Genomic DNA, 25,052 nt, shown 5'->3' on the forward strand with positions numbered 1-25,052 from the left:
TAGAAGCCGACCTGAGCGATCAGCTCTGGCCTCCGGCCAGCTTCTCGCGGAGGGCGGCCAGAGCCTCGTCCGACGCCAGGGCGCCGGAGGTGTCGTCCGACTCCGAGGAGTACGAACCACCCGAGACGCCGCTCGCGGCAGGACCGGCGACGGGGGCGGCAGCGCCCTCGGCCTCGGCCTGCGCGTCCGCCTCGCGGGACTTGATGACCTGCGCCTGGTGCTGCTCGAAGCGCGTCTGCGCCTCGGCGTACTGGGTCTCCCACACCTCGCGCTGAGCCTCGAAGCCCTCGAGCCAGTCGTTGGTCTCGGGGTCGAAGCCCTCGGGGTAGATGTAGTTGCCCTGGTCGTCGTACGACGCGGCCATGCCGTACAGCGTCGGGTCGAAGTCGACCGAGGCCGGGTCGGCACCGAAGGCCTCGTTGGCCTGCTTCAGCGAGAGGCTGATGCGACGACGCTCGAGGTCGATGTCGATGACCTTGACGAAGATCTCGTCGTTGACCTGGACAACCTGCTCCGGGATCTCCACGTGGCGCTCGGCCAGCTCGGAGATGTGGACCAGACCCTCGATGCCCTCGTCCACGCGGACGAACGCACCGAACGGAACGAGCTTCGTGACCTTACCCGGGACGACCTGACCGATCTGGTGCGTCCGGGCGAACTGCTGCCACGGGTCTTCCTGCGTCGCCTTGAGCGACAGGGAGACACGCTCGCGGTCCATGTCGACGTCGAGAACCTCGACGGTGACTTCCTGGCCGACCTCGACAACCTCGGAGGGGTGGTCGATGTGCTTCCAGGAAAGCTCGGAGACGTGAACCAGACCGTCGACGCCACCCAGGTCCACGAACGCACCGAAGTTGACGATCGAGGAGACGACGCCGGAGCGGACCTGACCCTTCTGCAGGGTCGTGAGGAACGTCTGGCGAACCTCGGACTGGGTCTGCTCGAGCCAGGCACGGCGGGACAGGACCACGTTGTTGCGGTTCTTGTCCAGCTCGATGATCTTGGCCTCGAGCTCCTTGCCCACGTACGGCTGGAGGTCGCGGACGCGGCGCATCTCGACGAGGGAGGCCGGCAGGAAGCCACGGAGGCCGATGTCGAGGATGAGACCACCCTTGACCACCTCGATGACGGTGCCGGTGACGATGCCGTCCTCTTCCTTGATCTTCTCGATGGTGCCCCAGGCGCGCTCGTACTGGGCACGCTTCTTCGAGAGGATCAGGCGGCCTTCTTTGTCCTCCTTCTGGAGAACAAGGGCTTCGATCTCGTCGCCGACCTTGACGACCTCGTTCGGGTCGACGTCGTGCTTGATCGAGAGCTCGCGGCTCGGGATGACACCTTCGGTCTTGTAACCGATATCGAGGAGAACCTCGTCCCGGTCAACCTTGACGATGACGCCATCGACGATGTCGCCATCGTTGAAGTACTTGATCGTCTCGTCGATCGCGGCGAGGAATGCTTCCTCGTCACCGATGTCGTTGACCGCAACCTGCGGAGTGGTGGCGGTGGTCTCGGTGCTGCTCGTCATGTGGGTAAGGGCTCCGGTACGGACAGTGAGTCGTAGGTACTGCTTACGCCGGGAGCCCGTTTCGCTCTGCAGAAGGCCGGACAGCCAAGGAAGCGCCGGATCCGGAGGGTGTTTGTGAACAAACACCGCCGGTGGCGCCTCGACAACCGAGGGGTCATACATACAGATGCGAGCGCGACCTGCTACGTCTGAGGTGCGCAGGCCCGCAGCGCAACTTGTAGCATACGGGGGCAGCCGGACAGGGTCAATGCGCGAAGGCGCACACCCGGGGCGGAACGCCGCATACCCGGCACAAGACCTGTCACACGAGGCCACGCGGGCCGTAGTTGACCCCTGCCGTGACCCATCCCCTGGACGGGTTGAGGAGGATGGGTCCGCAGACTAATACGAGGGAGCCGATCATCCAAGAGCCCGAACCGTTCGAGCCCGAAGCCACCCGACGCGACGCGGGCGGCACGGAGAGTTCCCGTGCCAATCGCGGCTGGTGGGACCGGAACGCGGACGACTACCAGACCGAGCACGGCACCTTCCTCGGAGACGACCGCTTCGTGTGGTGCCCCGAAGGGCTCGACGAGGTGGAGGCCGAACTCCTCGGCCCGCCCGAGGACCTCAAGGGCAAGGACATCCTGGAGATCGGCGCCGGCGCGGCCCAGTGCTCGCGCTGGCTGGCCGGGCAGGGGGCACGTCCGGTGGCCCTGGACCTCTCCCACCGCCAGCTCCAGCACGCCCTGCGCATCGGCGGCACCGTCCCCCTGGTGGAGGCCGACGCGGGCGCCCTGCCGTTCGCGGACGGCTCCTTCGACCTGGCCTGCTCGGCGTACGGCGCGCTGCCGTTCGTCGCCGAACCGGTCCGCGTCCTGCGCGAGGTGCACCGGGTGCTGCGCCCCGGCGGCCGTTTCGTCTTCTCGGTGACGCACCCGGTCCGCTGGGCCTTCCCCGACGAGCCGGGCCCCGACGGCCTGACGGTCGCCTCCTCCTACTTCGACCGCACTCCGTACGTGGAGCAGGACGAGGAGGGCCGCGCGGTGTACGTCGAACACCACAGGACGATCGGCGACCGCGTCCGCGACGTCGTGGCCGGCGGCTTCCGCCTCCTCGACGTCGTCGAGCCGGAGTGGCCCGCGTGGAACACCCAGGAGTGGGGCGGCTGGTCGCCGCTGCGCGGGAACCTGATCCCGGGTACGGCGATCTTCGTCTGCGTACGAGACTGAGCGGGTGATCCGCCACGACGCTCTGGACCCGCTGCCCGTACGCGGCGCGCTGCCCGCCCTGAACGACTCCCTGGAGGCGCACGGCGCGGCGGTCCTCGTCGCACCGCCCGGCACCGGCAAGACGACACTCGTGCCGCTGGCTCTCGCCGGGCTGCTGGACGAGGGCCCGCCCCGCCGTGTCGTCGTCGCCGAGCCACGCCGTATCGCCGCCCGGGCGGCCGCGCGGCGGATGGCGTGGCTGCTCGGGGAGAAGGTCGGCGAGAGCGTCGGCTTCACCGTGCGCGGTGAGCGTGTGGTGGGTCCACGCACACGCGTGGAGGTCGTCACGACCGGTGTACTGCTGCAACGCCTCCAGCGGGACCAGGAGTTGGCGGGCATCGACGTGGTCGTGCTCGACGAGTGCCATGAACGGCATCTGGACGCCGACACCGTGGCCGCCTTCGTGCTGGACGTACGGGCCACGCTCCGCCCCGAGTTGCGGCTGGTGGCCGCGTCCGCGACCACCGACGCCGGGGGCTGGGCCCGGCTGCTGGGCGGGGCGCCGGTGGTCGAGGCCCAGGGGGTCTCGTATCCGGTCGAGCTGGTGTGGGCGCCGCCCGTGCGCCCTGTACGGCCACCCCATGGGATGCGCGTGGACCCTGTGCTGCTCACCCATGTGGCGTCGGTGGTGCGCCGGGCGTTGGCCGAGCACGACGGGGACGTGCTGTGTTTCCTGCCCGGGGTCGGCGAGATCGCGCGCGTCGCCGGGCAGTTGGGGGATCTCGGCGCTGTCGAGGTACTTCAGGTGCACGGTCGGGCGTCGGCCGCCGTGCAGGACGCGGTGCTGTCGGGCGGGCCGGGGCGCCGGGTGGTCCTGGCCACCGCCGTCGCCGAGTCGTCGCTGACGGTTCCCGGGGTGCGGGTGGTCGTCGACTCCGGGCTCGCGCGGGAGCCACGGGTGGACCACGCGCGCGGGCTGAGCGCGCTGGCGACCGTACGGGCCTCGCAGGCGGCCGGACGGCAGCGGGCGGGGCGGGCCGGGCGTGAGGCACCGGGGCGGGTGTACCGCTGCTGGTCCGAGGCGCAGGACGCGCGTCTCAGCCGCTTCCCCGCGCCGGAGATCAAGGTGGCCGACCTGACGGCGTTCGCCCTCCAGGCGGCCTGCTGGGGCGATCCGGACGCGACGGGGCTCGCACTCCTGGACCCGCCACCGGGCGGCGCGATGGCCGCGGCGCGCACGGTGCTGACGGCCGTGGGCGCCGTCGACGCCGCGGGGCGGGCGACCGAGCGGGGTGTGCGGATGTCCCGTCTCGGGTTGCACCCGCGACTGGCCCGGGCCCTGCTGGACGCGGCACCCGAGGTCGGCGCGGACCGAGCCGCCGAAGTGGTCGCCCTGCTGAGCGAGGAGCCACCGCTGGAGTACGGCGACGACCTGGCGGCGGCCTGGCGGGCGGCCCGGCGCGGGGGCGACGCCTACGCGGCCCGCTGGCGCACGGAGTCCCGCCGGCTGCGCACGTCGTCCCCCGCACCCGCCCCTGGCTCCCACTCCGGTGTGGGCGACGACAGGGTGGCCGGACTCGTCGCCGCCCTGGCGTTCCCCGAACGCGTCGCGCGGGCTCAGGGCGGCTCGTACCTCATGGTCTCCGGGACGCGGGCCGAGGTCGGGGACGGTTCGGGGCTGCGCGGAGCGTCCTGGCTCGCCGTGGCTGTCGCGGACCGCCCCGTCGGCGCCGGGCACGCGCGCGTGCGTCTCGCGGCGGTCATCGACGAGGAGACCGCGATACGGGCGGCGGTGAGCCTGCGCTCCGCGGGCGACGAGGTCCACTGGGCCGACGGTGACGTCGTCGCACGGCGGGTCGAGCGGCTCGGGGCCGTGGAGTTGGCGGTGCGGCCGCTCAAGAAGGCCGACGCCGGGCTCGTACGGAATGCGCTGCTGGAAGGGTTGCGGGAGGACGGGTTCGGGCTGTTGCGGTGGTCGCCGGACGCCGAGGTGCTGCGGCGGCGGCTCGCGTTTTTGCGTCTGCACCGGGGCGCCCCGTGGCCCGACGTGTCCGACGACGCGCTCCACGCGCGCGTGGACGAGTGGCTGGAGCCGGAACTGAGCCGCGCCCGACGGCGGGCCGATCTGGCACGCATCGACGCGGGGCAGGCACTCGCCCGGCTACTGCCCTGGGCGACGGGCGAGGCGGCCCGCCTTGACGAACTCGCCCCCGAGCGGATCCAGGTACCCAGCGGATCCAGGATCCGGGTCGACTACGCCGACCCCGAACAACCGGTGCTCGCCGTCAAGTTGCAGGAGATGTTCGGCCTCCACAGGTCCCCGGCCGTCGCCGGGGTGCCCGTGCTCGTGCATCTGCTCTCGCCCGCGGGGCGGCCCGCCGCCGTCACCGCCGACCTGGCCTCCTTCTGGAGAGAGGGCTACAAGGCCGTACGGGCCGAACTGCGCGGACGCTATCCCAAACATCCGTGGCCCGAGGACCCGGCGACCGCCGAGCCGACGCGGTACACGAACGCGCGGCTCAGGCGCTGACCGGTTCCGGTTCCGCGGCGTCCGTGGGCGCGGGGTCGCCCGGGCGGCGGCTGCGTGCCTCCAGGTAGAGGGAGAGCGACAGGAGCCCCGCCCCCAGGATCAGGAAGCCCCAGGGGAGGTACACGGTCATCAGCAGGACAAGGGTGCGGTTCGACTTGACCAGATCGACCGTGTACCTGGTGTAGTCCTCGCGCATTTTCACGTGCCCGGAGAAGGCGGTCACCTTGTCGCGGTCCCCCAGGAGGGTGCCGCCGCGCAGCTCCTCCTGGTGGATCTCCTCGCCGTAGACGGGCGCTCCGGTGACCGGCTCCACCCAGAACTTGCGCACCGTGGTGTACCAGCGGGTGGTGCCCGTCTCGGCGAGCGACTCCGGTGTGACGCCCTCGATGGGCAGGACGTTCGGAAAAGCGACCTTGGTCCAGGGGATGGTCTGCTCGAAGTAGTAAACGTTTACGCCCCGGAAGTCGCGGGTGCCCTCGTAGTGGATGGGGGCGGAGGTGCGGGTCTGCGCGTCGAAGTACTCGTAGTCCCTTTTGTCCGTCATGAAGGGCCACTTGAACTCGATGCCCTCCCGGGTGACGGGCTCACCGTCGACCGACTCGCCGGTGGCGTGGACGGGCTCCTGAGTGTGCGCGTCGAAGATGTAGCGCTCGGGGAGCTTGGAGACCATCTCCCCGTCCGGGCCCTGCACATAGGAGAGGGAGTCCCAGACGACGACGTCCCGGCCGGCGGTCTTCTCGATCTTCTCGGAGGCTTCGACGTTGCCCTTGAGGGTCTGCACGATGGTGACCTTGGGGACCTTCTTGGCCGTCATCGTGCCGTAGTCGAGGAGGGTGGCGTCCTTCGCCTCCAGCACCATGTCCTGGTACTGGTTGGCGGGGACCTTGGCCAGGCGCGGGAAGGCGTACCAGCGCAGCAGGGGGGACAGCGCCGCGAAGAACACGGCGAAGGCGAGCAGGATCAGGCTGACCTTGCGGCGCATTTCGGCGTCCTCCCTGTGCGTCATGGGTGGGTGGGCACGGTGGTGAGCAGCGGCTTCGGAGAGGTCTTGCCGGCCGGTGAGCCCATGGCCGTGAGGGTGAACACCAGGGCGAGCGCGACGGCGAGACCGGTCGCGGCGGCGATGAGGGCACGCATGCGGGGCCTCCCCGAGGGCCGGAAACTGGAGCTGATACATCGTCAGGTCCGGCACCGTAGCAACGGCGGGGCGAGATGAGAACACGTTGCACACACAGACCAGGGCGCCCCTCCGCCGGAAGCGGAGGGGCGCCCTGACCGTGCGTGTACGGACTACGCCGTGGCCGTCGGTTCCGGCTCCGGCTCCGGTGTGGCCGCCGCGGCCACGGTCAGCTCGACCGTCAGCGTCGCGCCGCCCGTGGTGGAGATGCGGAGCAGGAAGGTGCCGGTGGTGTCGTCCGCGTACAGCTTCGGGAGTTGCAGCACTCCGTCGGCGTCCGTGGTGAGGTCCGTGAGGGTGCGTACGGTGTTGCCGTCCGCGTCCTTGAAGTACGGGCCCTTGTCGTTCTCGGTCGCGTCATCCGTCGACTTGATGAGCGTGGCGGTGGCGGCGACCTTGTCCGCGACGGCGCCGTCATAGGTGGCCTTCACCCCGACCTGGTCCGCGAACTCGCCGCCCGGCACACAGGTCAGCGCGGTGTCGGTGGTGCGGACGAGGGTGTCGGCCTGGCGTGCGGTGACGCTTGCCGTGTAGTCGAGGCCGGTCAGTGTGCGGCCCACGACGGTGGTCCGGACGATGAAGTCGCCGGTCTTCTCGCCCGCGACGAGCGCGGGCGCGGTGGCCGTGCCCGCACTGTCGGTGACGACCGTGGCGACGGTCTCGCCGCCGGTGAAGGTGGCGTCCGTGGTGTCGCCGACGATCGTGAACCGCACCCGGACCTTGGCGACCGCCTTGCCCGCCGAGGTCTCGGTCCGCACCGCGACCTGCTCGCCGAACGTGTCGCCCGCCGTCGCGGTGAGCGCGTCGGTGCCCGCGTCCTCCAGATGGTCCACCGTTTCGGTGGGGGTGGGCGGAACGGGTGGGGTGGGCGGCGGCGTGCTCGGCGGGGTGGCGGGGGGCGGAGTCGGGCTCGGCGGGGTGGCGGGAGGCGGGGTCGGACTCGGCGGGGTGCTCGGCGGGGTCGGACTCGGCGAGACGACGGCCCCGTCGGAGTCGTCGCTGCGGTTCCCGGGCAGCGTGCCCGTGCCGTCCGGTACCTCGTGGGTGCCCTTGCGGTAGTAGTCCAGCCACGACAGGACCGTGTTGAGGTACTCGGTCGAGTTGTTGTAGCTGAGGATCGCACTGTCGAGATCTGTCTGGTCGGACAGGTCCCAGCTGAACCGGCACAGGTAGTTGCCCGCCGCGAGCGCGGCGTCGTAGACGTTGTTGGGGTCCTTCTTGCCGTCGCCGTTGCCGTCCTCGCCGGCCCACTCCCAGGTGGACGGGATGAACTGCATCGGGCCGACCGCGCGGTCGTAGGTGCTGTCGCCGTCGTACGCGCCGTTGTCGGTGTCGCTGATGTTCGCGAAGCCGTTGCCGTCGAGGACCGGGCCGAGGATCGGTGTGATCGTGGTCCCGTCGGCGGCGACGTTGCCGCCGCGGGCCTGGCCCGACTCGACCTTGCCGATGGCGGCGAGGAGTTCCCAGGGCAGGTTGCAGCCCGGCTTGGACGCGCTCAGCGAGGCCGCGGCCTGCTGGTAGGCGTCGAGGACGGTCGCGGGTATGCCGGCCTCGGCCTCACCGGTGGCGGCAGGGGTGCCGATGGTCGGCGTCGGGCTGGGGGTGTTCAGCGGCGGAAGGTCCGTGTAGTACGGCGAGTTACCGGTCGCGCTGCCGTCGGGCGTGGACTCGGCGTCGGCGCCGGTGGTCTGTCTGCCCTGGTCGTCGGTGGCCACTCCCGGGGCCTGGGAGGCGGACAGAGCCGCGACAGCGACCGCGGCCACAGCCGTCGTCATCGCTCCCTTGCGCAGCCTCGTGCCGAAATGCGCCACCATTGAGTGAGTCCCTCCCGTGGACGACCACTTACGCGCCTTTTGTCGCGCAGTTTGTTCCCGTGCGCGCACTTCTGGTGCGTTTTCTTCTGTCTTCTCTGCTGTGTTCTCTACTGTTTTCTGTCCTGCGTGTTCGACCGTGCTCCCCGCCACGGCGACCCAGGCGACCCTACGACAACTCCTGTCGCCCGGGCACCCGTTCGTGCCCGATTTTCACCAGTTGGCCACGTCCGACAGTGCGGTCGGCAGCTCACCGTGTGCTCTGCCGGACAGTTCTCACGCGTCCCTCATAATGGGCGTCCGCCGGGCACCGGGGATCGCCGCGACCGGCGTACCCGGCCAACGTAAGCCACAGGGAGACGACTTGCCCTTCACTCTCAGCCACGCGGCGGCCGTACTGCCCGCCGTGCGCGCCGACGGAAGCGGTCGCGGCCGACTGGTGCCGATGGTGCTGGTGGCCGGTTCGTTCGCACCCGACATGACCTATTACGCGGCAGGTGTGCTGCCCGGAGCGATGGAGTTCGGCACCTTCACCCACTCCTTCACCGGTGTCCTCAGCGTCGACGTACTCGTCGCCTGGGCGCTCGCGGGCGCCTGGCTGGTGCTGCGCGAGCCGCTGGTGGGGCTGCTGCCGCGGGCCCGGCAGGGGCGGGTCGCCGGTCTGCTGCGCTGCGGGGCTCCACGGAGACGGCTGAGTCCGCCGGTGGTGTGGTGGTGGTACGCCTCGGCGGTGCTCGGCGCGCTGACCCATGTCGTGTGGGACGCGTTCACGCATCACGGCCGGTGGGGCGTGGAGCTGTTGCCCGTTCTGGGGCGGGAGATGGCCGGTTCGCCGCTGTACTGGTACGCGCAGTACGGCAGTTCGGTGGTGGCGGCCGTCGCCATCGCGCTCTTCGTGGCACTCGCGGTACGGCGGACGCCCTCGGGCGAGCCCGTGGGGGTGCCGGTGCTGTCCCGTTCCGACCGGTGGGCGGCCGGTGCGGTGATCGGGGGGTGCGCGCTGGTGGGCGCGGTGCAGCGGGCCTCGCTCTGGATGGCTTCCCGGGCCGCCGACGCGAAGATCTGGGAGTGGATCCCGACGCTGTGCTTCGGCGCGGGCGCCGGCCTGGTGCTCGGCCTCGCGCTGTACGCGGTCGGGGTCAGGATGTGGCGTCCTGCTCCGGCTCGTCCCAGCCCGCCAGCGGTCCGTACGGAGCCGAGCCGTCCGGCTCCTCGCTGATCGTGCTCTCCGGGGTGGGTGCCTGCACGAGTCCACGTTTGTGGCGCAGGCCGCGGTGGACGGCCTGGGCGATGCGCTCGATGGTGCGCACTCCGTACGCCATCGTCGGGTTGTCGTGCGACAGGACGACGATGCGATACGTGCGGTGGGGGCCGGTGAACGCGCCGACGCTGTGGACACGCCAGCCGTGCGTGGCGCGCGGCAGCCAGCCGTTCTTGACGTGGGCCTTCAGACCGCTCGGCATGCCCGCGGGCACCCCCCAGCGCTGGTCTCGGCGGACCTGGCTGAGCAGTTGCAGACCGTAGGCGCGGGTCTTCAGGAACGAGCGGGTGTTCGTGAGCACCGCCAGCAGCCGCATCTGGTCGGCTGCCGTGGTGCGGGTCAGGCCCCAGTAGCCGTTGGGGCCGAGGGCGGTGCCTGTCGTCCCGGCGCGGATCAGAAGGCGGCTCAGGCGGGCGTGGCCGAGGTCGGCCCACAGTCGTACGGCGGCGGTGTTGTCGGACCTGGTGATCATCGGGCGCAGGTTGGCCAGTTCCCAGTCGGTGAGTCTGCGCCCGAGCTCCTCCGCCCGCCGCAGCACGCCCTCCATGATCACGACCTTGGCGACGCTCGCCGAGTCGTACTGCCGCGTGCTCGCGATCGCACAGGTCAGCCCGGTGTCGTCGTCGCGCACCGCCACGGACACGGTGCCCTGGCGGGACGACAGCGCCGCCCGGATGTCGCGGGACATCCGGGCGGCGAGGTCGGGGTCACGGGGGGAGCGGCAGGCCGCGGGAACCTGGGCGGTGCTCGCGTGCGCGGCGACCGCGGGTACCGGCGCGAGGAGCGCCGAGACGACGGCCGTGGCTATGGCCGTACGACGGTTGAGCATGCGTATACCCATGCCCGCATCCTTACGGGCGCCTCGGGCGCGAGGCCCCTCTGCGGGGGCCACGCGAGTGACGCGGGGGCCGGGGCGGCGGCCGTCCCTCAGGTGTCCCGCACCGGTCCCGGTCCGCTGGACAGGCCGAACGGGGCCGAACGGGGCCGCCGAAGCCTGGTGCGGTTCGGCAGCGCCCCAAAGGAGCACAGGCAACTGGACCACCAGCCCCCACCGGGGGGCAGCGAACGAACCGCGCCCCAGGTTTGGTGCGGCTCGCCCGCGTCCCATAAGGAGCACGGACAACTGCACGACCAACCGCCACCGACCCGCAGCGAACGAACCGCACCCCAGGTCCGGTCCGGCTCGCCCGCGTCCCAAAGAAGCACGGGCAACTGCACGACCAACCCCTACCGACCCGCAGCGAACGAACCGCCTATCCAGCGGGGCGCCTAGTGTGCCGCCGATTCCCAGTCGTCCCCCGAGCCGATGGAGACGTCCAGCGGAGCCTGGAGCTGGACGGCGGACGCCATCTCGCGTCGGACCAGTTCCTCGGTCCTGGCGCGCTCACCGGGGGCGATCTCGAGGACGATTTCGTCGTGGACCTGAAGGAGCATGCGGGACTTGAGGCCTGCTTCCCGCAGGGCACGGTCCACGTTCAGCATGGCGATCTTGACGATGTCGGCGGCCGTGCCCTGGATGGGCGCGTTGAGTGCCATCCGCTCGGCCGTCTCGCGGCGCTGGCGGTTGTCGCTGTTGAGGTCGGGGAGATGCCTGCGCCGGCCGAAAAGCGTCTCCGTGTATCCCGTGGCGCGGGCCTCGTCGACAGCGCGGCGCAGATAGTCGCGTACGCCGCCGAAACGCTCGAAGTACGTGTCCATCAGCCCGCGCGCCTCACCCGCGTCGATGTTCAGCTGCTGGGAGAGACCGAAGGCCGACAGCCCGTACGCCAAGCCGTACGACATCGCCTTGATCTTGCGCCGCATCTCCGCGTCGACCCCGGACCGCTCCACCGAGAACACCTGCGAGGCGACCGTGGTGTGCAGGTCCTCGCCGGAGGTGAAGGCCTCCAACAGGCCCTCGTCCTCGGACAGGTGGGCCATCACGCGCAGTTCGATCTGGCTGTAGTCGGCCGTCATGAGGGACTCGAAGCCCTCGCCGACCACGAAGCCGCGGCGGATCGCGCGGCCCTCGTCGGTGCGGACCGGGATGTTCTGCAGGTTCGGGTCCGTCGACGACAGGCGGCCCGTCGCGGCCACCGTCTGGTTGAAGGTGGTGTGGATACGGCCATCCGCAGCGATCGTCTTGATCAGGCCCTCGACCGTCGACCGGAGCCGCGCCTGCTCACGGTGGCGAAGCATGATCACCGGCAGTTCGTGGTCGGTCTGCCCGGCCAGCCAGGCCAGCGCGTCCGCGTCCGTGGTGAAGCCCGTCTTCGTCTTCTTCGTCTTGGGCAGATCGAGTTCGCCGAAGAAGACTTCCTGGAGCTGCTTGGGCGAGCCGAGGTTGAACTCGTGGCCCACGGAGGCGTGCGCCTCCTTCACGGCCTGCTGCACGGCGGCCCCGAACATCTGCTCCATGGCTTCCAGATGCGTCCGGTCGGCAGCGATGCCGTGCCGCTCCAGACGGGCAAGGAGCGCGGACGTCGGCAGTTCGATGTCGCGCAGCAGGCCGGCCGCGCCGACCTCCTCCAGCTTCTCGCCGAACGCCTCGCCCAGGTCGAGGATCGTACGGGCCTGCACCATCAGCGCGTCGGCTTCGGCCTGGTCGTCCGTGCCGAAGGCGAGCTGCCCGTCGGCCGCCGCGGTGGGCCCCAGCTCCCGGCCGAGGTACTCCAGGGACAGCGCGTCAAGGGCGAAGGAACGGCGCCCCGGCTTGACCAGGTACGCGGCGAGCGCGGTGTCCATGGACACGCCCTCGACGGTCCAGCCGTGCTCGGGGAAGACCCGCATCGCACCCTTGGCGTTGTGCATGACCTTGGGCTGGTCGGGGTCGGCGAGCCACTTCGCGAACGCGTTCTCGTCGGCCTCGTCCAACTGCGTCGGGTCGAACCACGCGGCCTTGCCGTCGGCCGTCGCGAGCGCGACCTCGGCCACCGCGCCCGTGCCCAGCGCCCAGGAGTCGACCGTGGCCAGACCCAGGACCGCCCGGCCGTGCTCGGCCAGCCACGGCTTCAGCTCGCCCGCGCCCAGCACCGTGCCGTCGAGTTCGACTCCCTCGGTGACCGGCCGGGTGTCCTCGGTCTCCTCGGCCCCCGGGTCGACCGCGAGGAGCCGCTCACGCAGCGACGGGTTGCGGATCTCCAGGGTGTCCAGGACCATCGCCACCGCCGTGCGGTCGTACGCGGCGCGCTCCAGCTCGGTGACCGTCCTGGGCAGCGCCACGTCCTTCACCATCTCCGTGAGACGGCGGTTGAGCTTCACCGACTCCAGGTGGTCGCGGAGATTCTGCCCGACCTTGCCCTTGACCTCGTCGACGCGCTCGACCAGCTCCGCGAACGAACCGAACTGGTTGATCCACTTCGCCGCCGTCTTCTCACCCACACCGGGAATGCCCGGCAGGTTGTCGGACGGGTCGCCGCGCAGCGCAGCGAAGTCGGGGTACTGCGTCGGCGTCAGCCCGTACTTCTCGAAGACCTTCTCCGGAGTGAAACGGGTCAGCTCCGAGACACCCTTCGTCGGATACAGCACCGTCGTGTGCTCGGACACCAGCTGGAAGGAGTCGCGGTCACCGGTGACGATCAGCACGTCGAAACCCGCGGCCTCGGCCTGCGTGGCGAGCGTCGCGATGACGTCGTCCGCCTCGAAGCCGTCGACCGCGAACCGCTCCGCGTGCATCGCGTCGAGCAGCTCGCCGATCAGCTCGACCTGCCCCTTGAACTCGTCCGGGGTCTTCGACCTGTTCGCCTTGTACTCGGTGAACTCCTCGGAGCGCCACGTCTTGCGGGAGACGTCGAACGCCACCGCGAAGTGCGTGGGCGCCTCGTCGCGCAGCGTGTTCGCCAGCATCGACGCGAAGCCGTAGATCGCGTTCGTCGGCTGGCCCGTCGCGGTGGTGAAGTTCTCCGCGGGCAGCGCGAAGAACGCGCGGTACGCCAGCGAGTGCCCGTCCATGAGCATCAGCCGCGGACGCGTCTCGCCGGAGGTGCTGTCGGTCTTCTTCGATGCTGTTTCTGCCACGACCCCGATCCTGCCACGTGCCACTGACAGTGAGAGCCCTCACGGCCCGGCACGGCTGCTGTCGGCACCCCCTGCGAGGATCCGAAGGGGTGCGAGGGCCGGGGCCCGCGGCGGCCGGCCCTGGTGTCACAGCCCCGGGCCAACACCGCACACATGCACGCGAAGGGGTCCCCAGCGATGGCCGGCAAACCGCCCAGGAGCGATCCTGTTCAGGACGCGCCGCAGGTCACCGAGCCGAAGCACGCGGCCGCCGGACTCCCCGCCATCGGGCACACCCTGCGCATCGCCCAGCAGCAGATGGGCGTGCGCCGCACCACGCTCACCCTCCTCCGCGTCAACCAGAAGGACGACTCCGACTGCCCCGGCTGCGCCTGGCCCGAGCCCGAACACCGGCACGCGGCGGAGTTCTGTGAGAACGGCGCGAAGGCAGTCACCGAGGAGGCCACCCTGTGCCGGGTCACCCCGGACTTCTTCGCCGCGCACACCCTGGCCGACCTCGCCACCCGCAGCGGCTACTGGCTGGGCCAACAGGGCCGCCTCACCCACCCCATGTACCTGGCCCAGGGCGCCGACCACTACGAACCGGTGCCCTGGGAGCGGGCCTTCGACATCGTCGCCGAGGAACTCGCCGCGCTCGGCTCCCCCGACGAAGCCCTCTTGGAAACCATCGGCATCGGCAAGGGCAGCGTCCTCCTCGAGGACCTCTACACAGCGGACCTGATCATCGTCGCCGGACAGAACCCCGGCACGAACCACCCCCGCATGCTCTCCGCACGGGAGAAGGCCAAGGCCAACGGCGCGAAGATCATCACCGTCAACCCGCTGCCCGAAGCGGGACTTGAGCGCTTCAAGAACCCCCAGACCGCCCAGGGCATGCTCAAGGGCGCCGCCCTCACCGACCTGTTCCTACAGATCCGCCTCGGCGGCGACCAGGCCCTCTTCCGCCTCCTCAACAAACTCATCCTGGAGGCCGAAGGAACAGTCGACGAGGAGTTCGTCAGCGAACACACCCACGGCTTCGAGGACTTCGCCGAAACCGCCCACGCAGCCGACTGGGACCAGACAGTCACCGGCACCGGCCTCGGCCTCACCCGGGACAGGATCGACGAAGCCCTTCGCCTGATCCTCGAATCCCGGCGCACCATCGTCTGCTGGGCCATGGGCCTCACCCAGCACAAGCACGCCGTGCCGACGAGCCGCGAAGTCGTCAACGACAAATCCGTCGTCGTACGTCTGGAACAATCGAGAACCGACTGAGCGTTTGCTCAGAAAGTCAGTGAGCTTGATCCACCACCCAGTGATCCCACACAGTGAACCCGCACAGTGTTCCCACCCAGTGATCCACGACGGACGGAGTCGGGCCCGATGGGCGAGCAGCGCACCGTGAAGTTCCCGCAAGAGGTCATCGACGAGTACGCAGCGCTCGGCGTCGACCTGCCCGCACTCTTCTCGGCGGGCGATCTCGGCACCCGCATGGGCGTTCAGCTCATCGAGGCCTCCGCCGAGCGCGTCGTCGCCACGATGCCGGTGGAGGGCAACACCCAGCCCTACGGCCTTCTGCACGGCGGCGCCTCCGCCGTCCTCGCCGAGACCATCGGCTCAGTCGGCGCGATGCTGCACGGCGGCAGCTCCAAGATCGCCGTGGGCGTCGACCTGAACTGCACCCACCACCGCGGGGTGCGCTCCGGGCTGGTCACCGGCGTGGCCACCCCCGTACACCGGGGCAGGTCCTCGGCGACGTACGAGATCGTCATCACGGACGAGGCCGACAAGCGCGTCTGCACCGCCCGGCTGACCTGCATGCTCAAGGACGTCCCCACCGGCTGACACGCCCGCTCCAAGAGGCGCCTTCGACTGACTGCCACGAGCCGGCCGTCCGGGACGACGCCTGGGCGGCCGTCACGGGGCGGACGCCGCAAGACGGTCCCGATCCACCAGGTACCGCCAGCGGCGGACCAGGGCGCGGGACACCAGGAAGACCAGTACGCCGTCGAGGGTGTGCCACAGGAAGTGCGTGCCCAGCGGGAACGCACCGCAGATCTCCTCGTCGACCGTACGGGCGGACAGCGCGACCGCGAACACCACGGCCGCCGCCGCGAACTGCCGCCACTGGGCGGCCCTGCCCGCCTCTCGCGACCCGCGCAACGTCACCGCCAGGCCGGTCATCAGCAGCAGTACGGGGATGTACATGCCGGAGCGGTTGGGGATCAGCCCGCCGACCAGCACGCCGAACACGGCGCTGAAGACCACGAATCCGGCCACACCGAGCACACACCGCTGCCACGCGAGACCGTAGAACCGGCGCAGGAAGCACCCGAGGTAGAAGAGCACGAACAGCGTGATCGGCGCGACGTCCAGCGCCTGGGACCACCGCGTCGCCAGCGTGTGGAAGGCGAAGCTGCCGATGCCGATGAGCGCCATGAAAGGGGCCAGCAACCCGATGTCGGCGGGCACGCGCCGGTAGGGCCCAACGTCAGCGGGCGCGCGCCGGTAGGGCCTGAGGATGCGCCAGAGCGCGAACGCCGCCACGACGAAGGCGAGGTTGCTGACCGCGTTGACGGGCTCGGCCCAGAAGGCCGCCGACCCCCGCTCGCAGTACTCGTCGAGGTGCTCGCTCCAGTTCACGGTGCTCATCCTGTCCGGTCCTCATCCGTTGATCCCGGGCACCCGGCGGCTTAGCGTCAACCTATGCGAACGGCGGGAACCCCCTGGACGAGGACAGCGCTCGGGTTCGGCCTGACGTTCCTGACCGGCAGCCTGGTCACCGGCTGCGCGGATACCGGAACCACGGACGGAGCGAGGGCACCTGAGACGCAGAGCTCCGCGCGCCCCAACTCCCCTACACCGTCACCCTCTTCCACGCCACCCGAGGACCTGTGCACGCAGATCATCACGCACTGGTCGCGGGAGGCACTGGACCAGGACACCTACGGGGACTACCAGTCGATGGGCCTGTCCAACGGGCAGTACGAGATCCTGATGAAGGTCGTCGACGCCGCCCGGACCGAGGAAAAACGCAAGGACACCGAGGCGGCCGGGCAGTTGATCGACCGTCAGGCACGCGAACTGTGCGAGGAGCGCTATCGCAACGGCACCCCGAGCGGAGGTCCCTGGCAGTGAGCGGCATCGGTCCCGTCGAGCCGGGCGAAGGCACCCACCCGCGGGACACCCCCCTGCCTGCCAAGGTCACGCGGGGCCCGCTCACGCAGTGGTACGAGCGGCACCGCCGCGCCACACTCGCCGCCGCGCTGTCCGTCGCCGTCCTCGTCGTCGGCGGCTGCCTCTACGCCACCCGTCCCCGGCAACCGCCGCCGCCCGCCCCGCCGTACCCCTCCCAGGTGACCGAGGTCGCCTACGCCGGCCGTACGGACCCACCCGCGGACGGGCCGCGCGGGGCCTTCACCTTCGCCGTGGAGGTCACCGTGAGTTCCGGCCCGCCCGTCACTGTGACGCGGATCGGACAGCCCTCCGCCGGCCTCTCCCTCACCTCGGATCCACGTCCCCCGTTCCGGACAGGGACCGGATTTCCACACCGGATCACGGTCACCGTGCACGTGAGTGAGTGCGCGAAAGCTCCCCGGAACGCCGGGCTCCCTTTCCTCGATGTAACTCTACGTAATACGCGCGCAATACAAGTGCACAGCTACATCCTCGGTGACCGATACGCACAAGACCTCTCAGAAGCCCTTCAGGTAGCCTGCGGCAACAATTCCGAGTCATCACCAAAGTCCTAGAACACTCCTGAACACACCCCTCCGGGTCCTGCGCGTTCTCAACATGCGGACAGGGCGAATCAGCCTGAATTCCGCTGTTCCACCCACTCAGTACCGCTCTGCATTACCTCGTGTCATAACAAGAGCGTCACAGCCTTCCCCAGACCCTCCTCGATGTTCCCCGCACCCGCTTAGAGTCACGCCCAGTCACCGCTCCAAGGATTCGAAACTATTTCGGCTCAGCGCAGCGCTCGACTCGGCGCCTTCCATGGGGGAGGGCCGCGCCAGGGAAAGGACTGACCGTGCGTCAACGTTCGTTCATCGCCATCACCGCCGCGCTGGCGGCGGGAGCACTCACCCTTACCGCCTGCGGCTCGCGCGACGACGAAGGCTCGAGTTCCGGTGACAGTGGCACCACCGTCACCATCGGCGTCGACGCCCCGCTGACCGGCGACCTGTCCGCTCTGGGCCTCGGCATCAAGAACTCCGTGGACCTTGCCACCAAGCAGGCCAACAGCCAGAAGTACGTCGACGGCGTCACCTTCAAGATCGAGGCCCTCGACGACCAGGCGCTGCCGTCCCCGGGCCAGCAGAACGCCACCAAGCTCGTCGCCGACCCGAAGGTCCTCGGCGTCGTCGGACCGCTGAACTCCTCCGTCGCCGAGTCCATGCAGAAGATCTTCGACGACGCCAAGCTCGTCGAGGTCTCCCCCGCCAACACCAACCCGGCCCTCACCCAGGGCACGGACTGGAACACCGGCACGAAGAAGCGCCCGTACACGTCGTACTTCCGCACCGCGACCACGGACGCCATCCAGGGCCCCTTCGCCGCGCAGTACGTCTACAACGACTCCAAGAAGAAGAAGGTCTTCGTCATCGACGACAAGAAGACCTACGGCGCCGGTCTGGCCGCCACCTTCACCGAGGAGTTCAAGAAGCTCGGCGGCACGGTGGCCGGCACCCAGCACATCGACCCGGACACCAAGGACTTCTCCGCCATCGCCACCCAGGTGAAGAGCTCCGGCGCGGACGTCGTCTACTACGGCGGCGAGTACCCGCAGGCCGGCCCGCTCAGCAAGCAGATCAAGGCCGCCGGTGCCGCGATCCCGCTGGTCGGCGGTGACGGCATCTTCGACCCCACCTTCATCAAGCTGGCCGGTAGCAACAGCACCGGTGACCTCGCCACCTCGGTCGGCGCACCGGTCGAGGACCTCGCCTCCGCCAAGGAATTCGTCGCCAACTACAAGGCAGCGGGCTACACGGAGGAGTACGGGGCGTACGGCGGCTACTCCTACGACTCGGCCTGGGCGGTCATCGAAGCCGTGAAGAAGGTCGTCGACGACAACGGCGGCAAGCTCCCGGACGACGCCCGCGCCAAGATCACCGCGGCCATGCAGAACGTCTCCTTCGACGGCGTGACCGGCAAGGTCTCCTTCGACGAGTACGGTGACGCGACCAACAAGCAGCTCACCGTCTACGCGGTCGAGAACGGTGCCTGGAAGCCCGTGAAGTCCGGTACCTACACAGGCTGACCCCCACCCGCACCACCCACGAGCCGCGCGGGGCGCTGCACCACAGGCGCCCCGCGCGGACTCGCATCCGGCCCCCACTCGTCGAACATCCGACGTCCGAACGTCTCGGAGGACATGCGGTGAACGAACTGCCGCAGCAGCTGGTCAACGGCCTGCTACTGGGATCCATGTACGGGCTCGTCGCCATCGGCTACACAATGGTCTACGGCATCGTCCAGCTCATCAACTTCGCCCACGGCGAGATCTTCATGACCGGGGCCTTCGGCGCCCTCACGGTCTACCTGTACATCCTGCCCGACGGCACCACCATGTGGATCGCGCTGCCCCTCATGCTCATCGGCGCCATCGTGGTCTCCACCACCGTCGCCGTAGGAGCGGAACGGTTCGCCTACCGCCCGCTGCGCACCGCGCCACGCCTCGCCCCCCTCATCACCGCCATCGGCCTCTCCCTCGCCCTCCAGCAGGCGGTATGGGCCTGGTACCCGGAAGCCAAGTCCGACATCACCTTCCCGAGCATCCCCGGCGGACCCTTCGAGATCGGCAGCGTCACCATCCAGACCGGCGACATCTTCCTCTTCGTCGCCGCCCCCATCAGCATGGCGATCCTCGCCTACTTCGTGATGAAGACCCGCACCGGACGCGGCATGCAGGCCACCGCCCAGGACCCGGACACCGCCAAGCTCATGGGCATCAACACCGACCGCATCATCGTGGTCGCCTTCGCCCTCGGCGCCGCCTTCGCCGCCATCGGAGCCGTCGCCTACGGATTCAAGTACGGCCAGATCAACTTCCGCATGGGCTTCCTCCTCGGCCTCAAGGCCTTCACCGCCGCCGTCCTCGGCGGCATCGGCAACATCTACGGAGCCATGATCGGCGGCCTCGTCCTCGGCCTCGCCGAAACCATGGCCACCGCCTACATCGCCGACGTCCCCGGCATGTCGCAGCTCGGCGGCCAGTCCTGGGCCAACGTCTGGGCCTTCGTACTCCTCATCCTCGTACTCCTGTTCAGGCCACAAGGCCTGCTCGGTGAGCGCGTGGCGGACAGGGCGTGACACCGATGACCACACAGACCACCGCACCCGAGACCCCCAGCACCCCCACCCCGGGAACACTCAAGGGCCTCGTCGCCATCCCCCCCACCATCGGCCGCGCCCTCGCCACCGGCGGCGGCGCCCTCACCGTCGTCTCCACCTTCCTCGCCTGGACCTGGACCGCCGCATTCCCCGGCGACCTCACCGTCTACGGCTACCCGGGCGGCCTCCAGGTCCTCGTCCTCATCGGCGGCGTCCTCACCACCCTCTTCGGCCTCGCCTCGTACGGCATCAAGGGCCTGGGCTGGCTGGTACCCGCAGGCGCCGCCAGCTCCATCAAGCTCGCCGCACTCGGCACCTTCGCCACCGCCTGGTTCACAGTCATCGCGATCACCGTCCAACTCGGCGGCGTCGTCAACCTCGAACCCGGCGGCTACATCGTCGCCATCGCCACCCTCGCCACCCTCCTCGGGGCACTCTCCCTGCCGTTCGAGCGGCCGGAACCCGACATCGCCGACCCCGAGGACACCCCCCGCGAACGGCTCCTCCTCGACGTACGCAACAACGTCGGCGTCATCAAGGCAGCCTTCGCCTCCGGCACCCCCACCCCGGCCCGCAAACTGCCCGCGTACGCCGAGATCCTCATCATCGTCGCGACACTCGCCCTGGGCCTGATCGTCTTCACCTACGGCATCGGCACCGAATACGACGAACTCTTCGTCGGCTTCCTCATCATCACCGCCTTCAGCTTCGCCGCCGCCGCCAAGGCCGGCCTCGTGAGCAGGCTCTCCGCGCTCACCGCGAAGCACCGCAACGTGACGATGCTCGGCGCCTTCCTCGCCGCTGCCGCCTTCCCCTTCACCCAGTCCAACGACCAGTACGCGACCATCGGCGTCTACATCCTGATCTTCGCCACCGTCGCCCTCGGACTGAACATCGTCGTCGGCCTCGCCGGCCTCCTCGACCTCGGCTACGTCGCCTTCCTCGGTGTCGGCGCCTACACGGCGGCCATGGTCTCCGGCTCCCCGTCCTCCCCGTTCGACGTCCAGTTCCCGTTCTGGGCCGCGGCCCTCCTCGGCGCGGCCGTCGCCATGGTCTTCGGCGTCCTCATCGGCGCCCCCACCCTGCGGCTCCGCGGCGACTACCTGGCCATCGTGACCCTCGGCTTCGGTGAGATCTTCCGCATCGGCGTCCTCAACATGGACGGCACCTCGGGCCCGGACCTCACCAACGGCTCCAACGGCATCGCGTCGATCCCGAACCTCAACATCCTCGGCTTCGACTTCGGCGCGACACACACCTTCGCCGGATTCACCATCGCCCGATTCGCCAACTACTTCCTGCTGATGCTCCTCATCACCCTCGTCGTGGTCGTGGTCTTCCGGCGCAGCGGCGACTCCCGCATCGGCCGCGCCTGGGTCGCCATCCGAGAAGACGAGACCGCCGCCCTCGCCATGGGCATCAACGGCTTCCGGGTCAAACTCATCGCCTTCGCCCTCGGCGCCACGCTCGCCGGACTCGCCGGTACGGTCCAGGCACACGTCACCTACACCGTGACCCCCGAGCAGTACCAATTCGCCGCCGTCGTCCCCCCCAACTCGGCGTTCCTGCTCGCGGCAGTCGTCCTCGGCGGAATGGGCACCATCAGCGGACCGCTCGTCGGCGCCGCACTGCTCTACCTCATCCCGGCCAAGCTCCAGTTCCTGGACAAGTACCAGCTCTTGGTCTTCGGTCTCGCGCTCGTCCTACTGATGCGTTTCCGCCCGGAGGGCCTCATCCCGAACCGGCGCCGCCAGCTCGAATTCCACGAAGAGGCGGAAGCACCCACAGTCCTCAGCAAGGCAGGGGCCTGACCACCATGACTACCGACACCAGCACCCAGGCCGCCGCATCCGGCGCCAACGCCCCCGGCGGCGAAGTCGTACTCGACGCCCGCGGCGTCACCATGCGCTTCGGCGGCCTCACCGCCGTACGCAACGTCGACCTCACCGTCAACAGCGGCGAAATCGTCGGCCTTATCGGCCCCAACGGCGCCGGCAAGACAACCTTCTTCAACTGCCTCACCGGCCTCTACATCCCCACCGAGGGAGAGGTCCGCTACAAAGGCACCATCCTGCCGCCCAAGTCCTTCAAGGTCACGGCCGCCGGCGTCGCCCGCACCTTCCAGAACATCCGTCTCTTCGCCAACATGACGGTCCTGGAAAACGTCCTCGTCGGCCGCCACACCCGCACCAAAGAAGGACTCTGGTCCGCACTCCTGCGCGGCCCCGGCTTCAAGAAGGCCGAGAAAGCCTCCGAAGAACGCGCCATGGAACTCCTGGAGTTCATCGGCCTCGCCGCCAAGCGCGACCACCTCGCCAGGAACCTCCCCTACGGCGAACAGCGCAAGCTAGAGATCGCACGAGCCCTGGCCAGCGAGCCGGGCCTCCTGCTCCTCGACGAGCCCACCGCCGGCATGAACCCGCAGGAAACCCGCGCCACCGAAGAACTCGTCTTCGCCATCCGGGACATGGGCATCGCCATCCTCGTCATCGAGCACGACATGCGGTTCATCTTCAACCTCTGCGACCGCGTCGCCGTCCTCGTCCAAGGCGAAAAACTCGTCGAAGGCGACAGCGCCACCGTCCAGGGCGACGAACGCGTCATCGCCGCCTACCTCGGCGAACCCTTCGAAGACGCCCCCGGCGACGAAGAAGTCGCCGAAGTCGAAGCCGCCGAGGCGAACGCCGACACCACGACGAACACCACACCCGGAAAGGAGAACGACCGATGACCGCACTGCTCGAAGTCGAGGACCTCCGAGTCGCCTACGGCAAAATCGAAGCCGTCAAAGGCATCTCCTTCAAGGTCGAAGCCGGCGAGGTGGTCACCCTCATCGGCACCAATGGCGCCGGCAAAACCACCACCCTGCGCACCCTGTCGGGCCTTCTCAAGCCCGTCGGCGGCCAGATCAAGTTCAACGGCAAATCGCTGAAGAAGACGCCCGCCCACCAGATCGTCTCGCTGGGACTCGCCCACTCCCCCGAGGGGCGGCACATCTTCCCCCGCATGACCATCGAGGACAACCTGCGACTCGGCGCCTTCCTCCGCGACGACAAGCAGGCCATCGAGAAGGACATCCAGCGCGCCTACGACCTCTTCCCCATCCTCGGAGAACGCAGGAAGCAGGCCGCGGGAACCCTCTCCGGCGGCGAACAGCAGATGCTCGCCATGGGCCGCGCCCTCATGTCCCAGCCCAAACTCCTCATGCTCGACGAACCCTCCATGGGCCTCTCACCGATCATGATGCAGAAGATCATGTCCACCATCGTCGAACTCAAATCCCAGGGCACGACGATCCTCCTCGTCGAACAGAACGCCCAGGCGGCGCTCTCCCTCGCCGACCACGGCCACGTCATGGAGGTCGGCAGCATCGTCCTCTCCGGCGCGGGACAGGACCTGCTCCACGACGAGTCCGTCCGGAAGGCATACCTCGGCGAGGACTAGCCTCCCTTCGCGCATACGAGAAGGCCCGCACCCTTGTTGTCAGGGGTGCGGGCCTCTCGCTGTACTGGGGTCCGGCAACTAGTCCTTCGCGGACTTCTTCTCCTCGGCGTCCTGAATAACCGCCTCAGCGACCTGCTGCATCGACATCCGCCGGTCCATCGACGTCTTCTGAATCCACCGGAACGCGGCCGGCTCGGTCAGCCCGTACTGCGTCTGAAGAACCGACTTCGCCCGATCGACCAGCTTCCGCGTCTCCAGCCGCTGACTGAGGTCCGCGACCTCCCGCTCCAGCTGCTTCAGCTCCGTGAACCGCGACACCGCCATCTCGATCGCCGGCACCACGTCACTCTTACTGAACGGCTTCACGAGGTACGCCATCGCGCCGGCGTCGCGCGCACGCTCGACCAGGTCGCGTTGCGAGAACGCGGTCAGCATCAGCACCGGCGCGATGCCCTCTTCCGCGATCTTCTCCGCCGCCGAGATCCCATCGAGCTTGGGCATCTTCACGTCCAGGATCACGAGATCAGGCTTGTGCTTCCGCGCCAACTCGATGGCCTGCTCACCATCGCCCGCCTCGCCCACGACGCTGTAGCCCTCTTCCTCCAGCATCTCCTTGAGGTCGAGACGAATCAGCGCCTCGTCCTCAGCGATGACGACGCGGGTCGTCAGCGGAGGCACGTGCGACTTGTCGTCGTCGGGCGCGTCTACGGGCTGGGGCGACTCGGGGGCGGTCACGGGGGCTCCTCGTTGCGGGCCGGGCAGGTGCTGCTCCCCCAGAGCCTACCTAGCTGCACCGAGCTGCGGTGACCCGGTATGCTTCCGGGCAGCCACTTAGGCCGGGTTGGTGGAACGGTATACACGGAGGTCTCAAACACCTCTGCCTGAAAGGGCTTGCGGGTTCGAATCCCGCACCCGGCACATTTTGCCCCCTAAGCGGATGCTCACGTTCTCGTGAACATCCACTTTTTGGAGCACACGGTCACGATCGGTGACACAGAGTGCTCGCATGACCTTTCACGGCACAGAGGTGCGACAAAAGGCGCTCACACTGCTGCGCAGCGGCGCGAGTAACGCGGACGTCGCACGGAAATTCAACGTCCCGCTCGGCACAGTCAGCTACTGGAAGCACATGGACCGCGCGAAACGCGGCGAGTGTCCAGGGAAGCACGACCCGAAGTGCCCCCGATGCGATGGCCGCGAGCTGGACGAGTCCGCGTACAGCTATCTGCTCGGCCTGTATCTGGGTGACGGCCACATCAGCCACTACTCCGGGCATCGCGTGCCCAATCTCATGATCACCTGCGACGAATCATGGCCCGGGCTCATGGACAACTGCGAGCAAGCCATACGAGCAGTCTTCCCCGACAACTCCGTCTGCCGCGTCCGCAAAATCGGGTGTCGGAACGTGAAGGTCTACTCAAAGCACCTGCCCTGTCTGTTCCCCCAGCACGGCCCCGGCAAGAAGCACGACCGCCGGATCGTCCTCGAACCCTGGCAACAAGACATCGTCGACGCCCACGCCTGGGAATTCATCCGAGGCCTCATCCACTCCGACGGTTGCCGCATCACCAACTGGACAACGCGCCTCGTCGGCGGTGAGCGCAAGCGCTACGAGTACCCCCGGTACTTCTTCACCAACGTGTCCGACGACATCCGCACGCTCTACACAGACACCCTGGACAAACTAGGCCTCGACTGGACGCACTGCACCCGCCACGGGAACCCTTACAACATCTCCGTCGCCCGCCACACCTCCGTCGCCCTCATGGACACCCACGTAGGCCCCAAGTACTGACGGAG

At 69.0% G+C, this 25,052-nt stretch carries 19 protein-coding genes, 1 tRNA gene and 1 pseudogene; 13 read left to right on the forward strand and 8 right to left on the reverse strand.

Annotated elements, in window-relative coordinates; translation table 11 throughout:
• Positions 1-19: 19 nt before the first annotated feature.
• Positions 20-1,525, reverse strand: a complete 1,506-nt coding sequence (gene rpsA, locus ACIPC1_RS00335; protein ID WP_402511969.1) for a 30S ribosomal protein S1 — start codon at positions 1,523-1,525, stop codon at positions 20-22.
• Positions 1,526-1,893: 368 nt separating this feature from the next.
• Between rpsA and ACIPC1_RS00340 the strand changes: the two genes are divergently transcribed.
• Together ACIPC1_RS00340 and hrpB are read left to right on the forward strand one after the other, a co-directional pair.
• Entirely contained in the window at positions 1,894-2,736 is an 843-nt protein-coding gene (locus tag ACIPC1_RS00340) for a class I SAM-dependent methyltransferase (protein ID WP_402511970.1), read from the forward strand.
• A 4-nt stretch (positions 2,737-2,740) separates the two neighbouring features.
• Complete coding sequence (gene hrpB, locus ACIPC1_RS00345) at positions 2,741-5,245, forward strand: ATP-dependent helicase HrpB (protein WP_402511972.1); 2,505 nt, start codon at positions 2,741-2,743, stop codon at positions 5,243-5,245.
• Here hrpB and ACIPC1_RS00350 read toward each other — a convergent pair.
• From ACIPC1_RS00350 to ACIPC1_RS00360, 3 genes are all read right to left on the reverse strand, one after another.
• Complete coding sequence (locus ACIPC1_RS00350) at positions 5,235-6,227, reverse strand: DUF3068 domain-containing protein (protein WP_402513333.1); 993 nt, start codon at positions 6,225-6,227, stop codon at positions 5,235-5,237. The genes hrpB and ACIPC1_RS00350 overlap by 11 nt on opposite strands.
• Before the next feature lie 20 nt (positions 6,228-6,247).
• The gene (locus ACIPC1_RS00355) at positions 6,248-6,382 is read right to left on the reverse strand and encodes an SPW_0924 family protein (protein ID WP_402511973.1); all 135 of its coding nucleotides are present in this window, start codon (positions 6,380-6,382) and stop codon (positions 6,248-6,250) included.
• A 153-nt stretch (positions 6,383-6,535) separates the two neighbouring features.
• Positions 6,536-8,236 carry a lytic transglycosylase domain-containing protein gene (locus ACIPC1_RS00360; RefSeq protein WP_402511976.1) on the reverse strand — a complete coding sequence of 567 codons (1,701 nt, stop codon included), beginning with the start codon at positions 8,234-8,236 and terminating at the stop codon, positions 6,536-6,538.
• Between the two features lie 361 nt (positions 8,237-8,597).
• Between ACIPC1_RS00360 and ACIPC1_RS00365 the strand changes: the two genes are divergently transcribed.
• Positions 8,598-9,452 (forward strand): DUF4184 family protein, encoded by an 855-nt coding sequence (locus ACIPC1_RS00365; RefSeq protein ID WP_402511978.1) that lies wholly within the window; start codon positions 8,598-8,600, stop codon positions 9,450-9,452.
• Here the strand turns inward: ACIPC1_RS00365 and ACIPC1_RS00370 are convergent.
• Both ACIPC1_RS00370 and polA read right to left on the reverse strand, forming a co-directional pair.
• The gene (locus tag ACIPC1_RS00370; RefSeq protein ID WP_402511979.1) at positions 9,373-10,335 is read right to left on the reverse strand and encodes a serine hydrolase; all 963 of its coding nucleotides are present in this window, start codon (positions 10,333-10,335) and stop codon (positions 9,373-9,375) included. The genes ACIPC1_RS00365 and ACIPC1_RS00370 overlap by 80 nt on opposite strands.
• Positions 10,336-10,763: 428 nt before the next feature.
• Positions 10,764-13,490 (reverse strand): DNA polymerase I, encoded by a 2,727-nt coding sequence (gene polA / locus ACIPC1_RS00375; protein WP_402511981.1) that lies wholly within the window; start codon positions 13,488-13,490, stop codon positions 10,764-10,766.
• A gap of 177 nt (positions 13,491-13,667) precedes the next feature.
• Between polA and ACIPC1_RS00380 the strand changes: the two are divergent.
• Together ACIPC1_RS00380 and ACIPC1_RS00385 are read left to right on the forward strand one after the other, a co-directional pair.
• Positions 13,668-14,702, forward strand: a pseudogene (locus ACIPC1_RS00380) (hypothetical protein); the annotation flags it as partial.
• A gap of 153 nt (positions 14,703-14,855) precedes the next feature.
• The gene (locus ACIPC1_RS00385; protein ID WP_402511983.1) at positions 14,856-15,317 is read left to right on the forward strand and encodes a hotdog fold thioesterase; all 462 of its coding nucleotides are present in this window, start codon (positions 14,856-14,858) and stop codon (positions 15,315-15,317) included.
• A 72-nt stretch (positions 15,318-15,389) separates the two neighbouring features.
• On the opposite strand, the gene ACIPC1_RS00390 is transcribed toward ACIPC1_RS00385, so the two are convergent.
• Positions 15,390-16,124 carry a ceramidase domain-containing protein gene (locus ACIPC1_RS00390; protein ID WP_402511984.1) on the reverse strand — a complete coding sequence of 245 codons (735 nt, stop codon included), beginning with the start codon at positions 16,122-16,124 and terminating at the stop codon, positions 15,390-15,392.
• Between the two features lie 54 nt (positions 16,125-16,178).
• Between ACIPC1_RS00390 and ACIPC1_RS00395 the strand changes: the two genes are divergently transcribed.
• From ACIPC1_RS00395 to ACIPC1_RS00420, 6 genes are all read left to right on the forward strand, one after another.
• Entirely contained in the window at positions 16,179-16,610 is a 432-nt protein-coding gene (locus ACIPC1_RS00395; protein ID WP_402511986.1) for a hypothetical protein, read from the forward strand.
• Positions 16,611-17,505: 895 nt separating this feature from the next.
• Positions 17,506-18,735, forward strand: coding sequence for a branched-chain amino acid ABC transporter substrate-binding protein (locus ACIPC1_RS00400; protein ID WP_402511987.1), 1,230 nt, complete (start codon positions 17,506-17,508; stop codon positions 18,733-18,735).
• Positions 18,736-18,854: 119 nt separating this feature from the next.
• The gene (locus ACIPC1_RS00405; RefSeq protein ID WP_402511989.1) at positions 18,855-19,787 is read left to right on the forward strand and encodes a branched-chain amino acid ABC transporter permease; all 933 of its coding nucleotides are present in this window, start codon (positions 18,855-18,857) and stop codon (positions 19,785-19,787) included.
• 5 nt (positions 19,788-19,792) lie between these two features.
• On the forward strand, positions 19,793-21,619 hold the full coding sequence (locus ACIPC1_RS00410; protein WP_402511992.1) for a branched-chain amino acid ABC transporter permease: 1,827 nt from the start codon (positions 19,793-19,795) through the stop codon (positions 21,617-21,619).
• A gap of 5 nt (positions 21,620-21,624) precedes the next feature.
• Positions 21,625-22,539, forward strand: coding sequence for an ABC transporter ATP-binding protein (locus tag ACIPC1_RS00415; protein WP_402511994.1), 915 nt, complete (start codon positions 21,625-21,627; stop codon positions 22,537-22,539).
• Positions 22,536-23,252: an ABC transporter ATP-binding protein gene (locus ACIPC1_RS00420; RefSeq protein WP_402511997.1), complete on the forward strand. Its 717-nt coding sequence runs from the start codon at positions 22,536-22,538 to the stop codon at positions 23,250-23,252. The genes ACIPC1_RS00415 and ACIPC1_RS00420 overlap by 4 nt, the downstream gene beginning before the upstream one ends.
• A gap of 78 nt (positions 23,253-23,330) precedes the next feature.
• Here ACIPC1_RS00420 and ACIPC1_RS00425 read toward each other — a convergent pair whose 3' ends face one another.
• Positions 23,331-23,987, reverse strand: a complete 657-nt coding sequence (locus ACIPC1_RS00425; protein ID WP_402511999.1) for an ANTAR domain-containing response regulator — start codon at positions 23,985-23,987, stop codon at positions 23,331-23,333.
• Positions 23,988-24,087: 100 nt separating this feature from the next.
• Between ACIPC1_RS00425 and ACIPC1_RS00430 the strand changes: the two genes are divergently transcribed.
• Together ACIPC1_RS00430 and ACIPC1_RS00435 are read left to right on the forward strand one after the other, a co-directional pair.
• Positions 24,088-24,170 (forward strand) — tRNA-Leu (locus ACIPC1_RS00430).
• Positions 24,171-24,258: 88 nt separating this feature from the next.
• Positions 24,259-25,047, forward strand: coding sequence for a helix-turn-helix domain-containing protein (locus ACIPC1_RS00435; RefSeq protein WP_402512002.1), 789 nt, complete (start codon positions 24,259-24,261; stop codon positions 25,045-25,047).
• The last annotated feature ends 5 nt before the right edge of the window (positions 25,048-25,052 follow it).

This window comes from Streptomyces sp. NPDC087263 (assembly GCF_044744645.1).
Classification (GTDB): Bacteria; Actinomycetota; Actinomycetes; order Streptomycetales; family Streptomycetaceae; genus Streptomyces.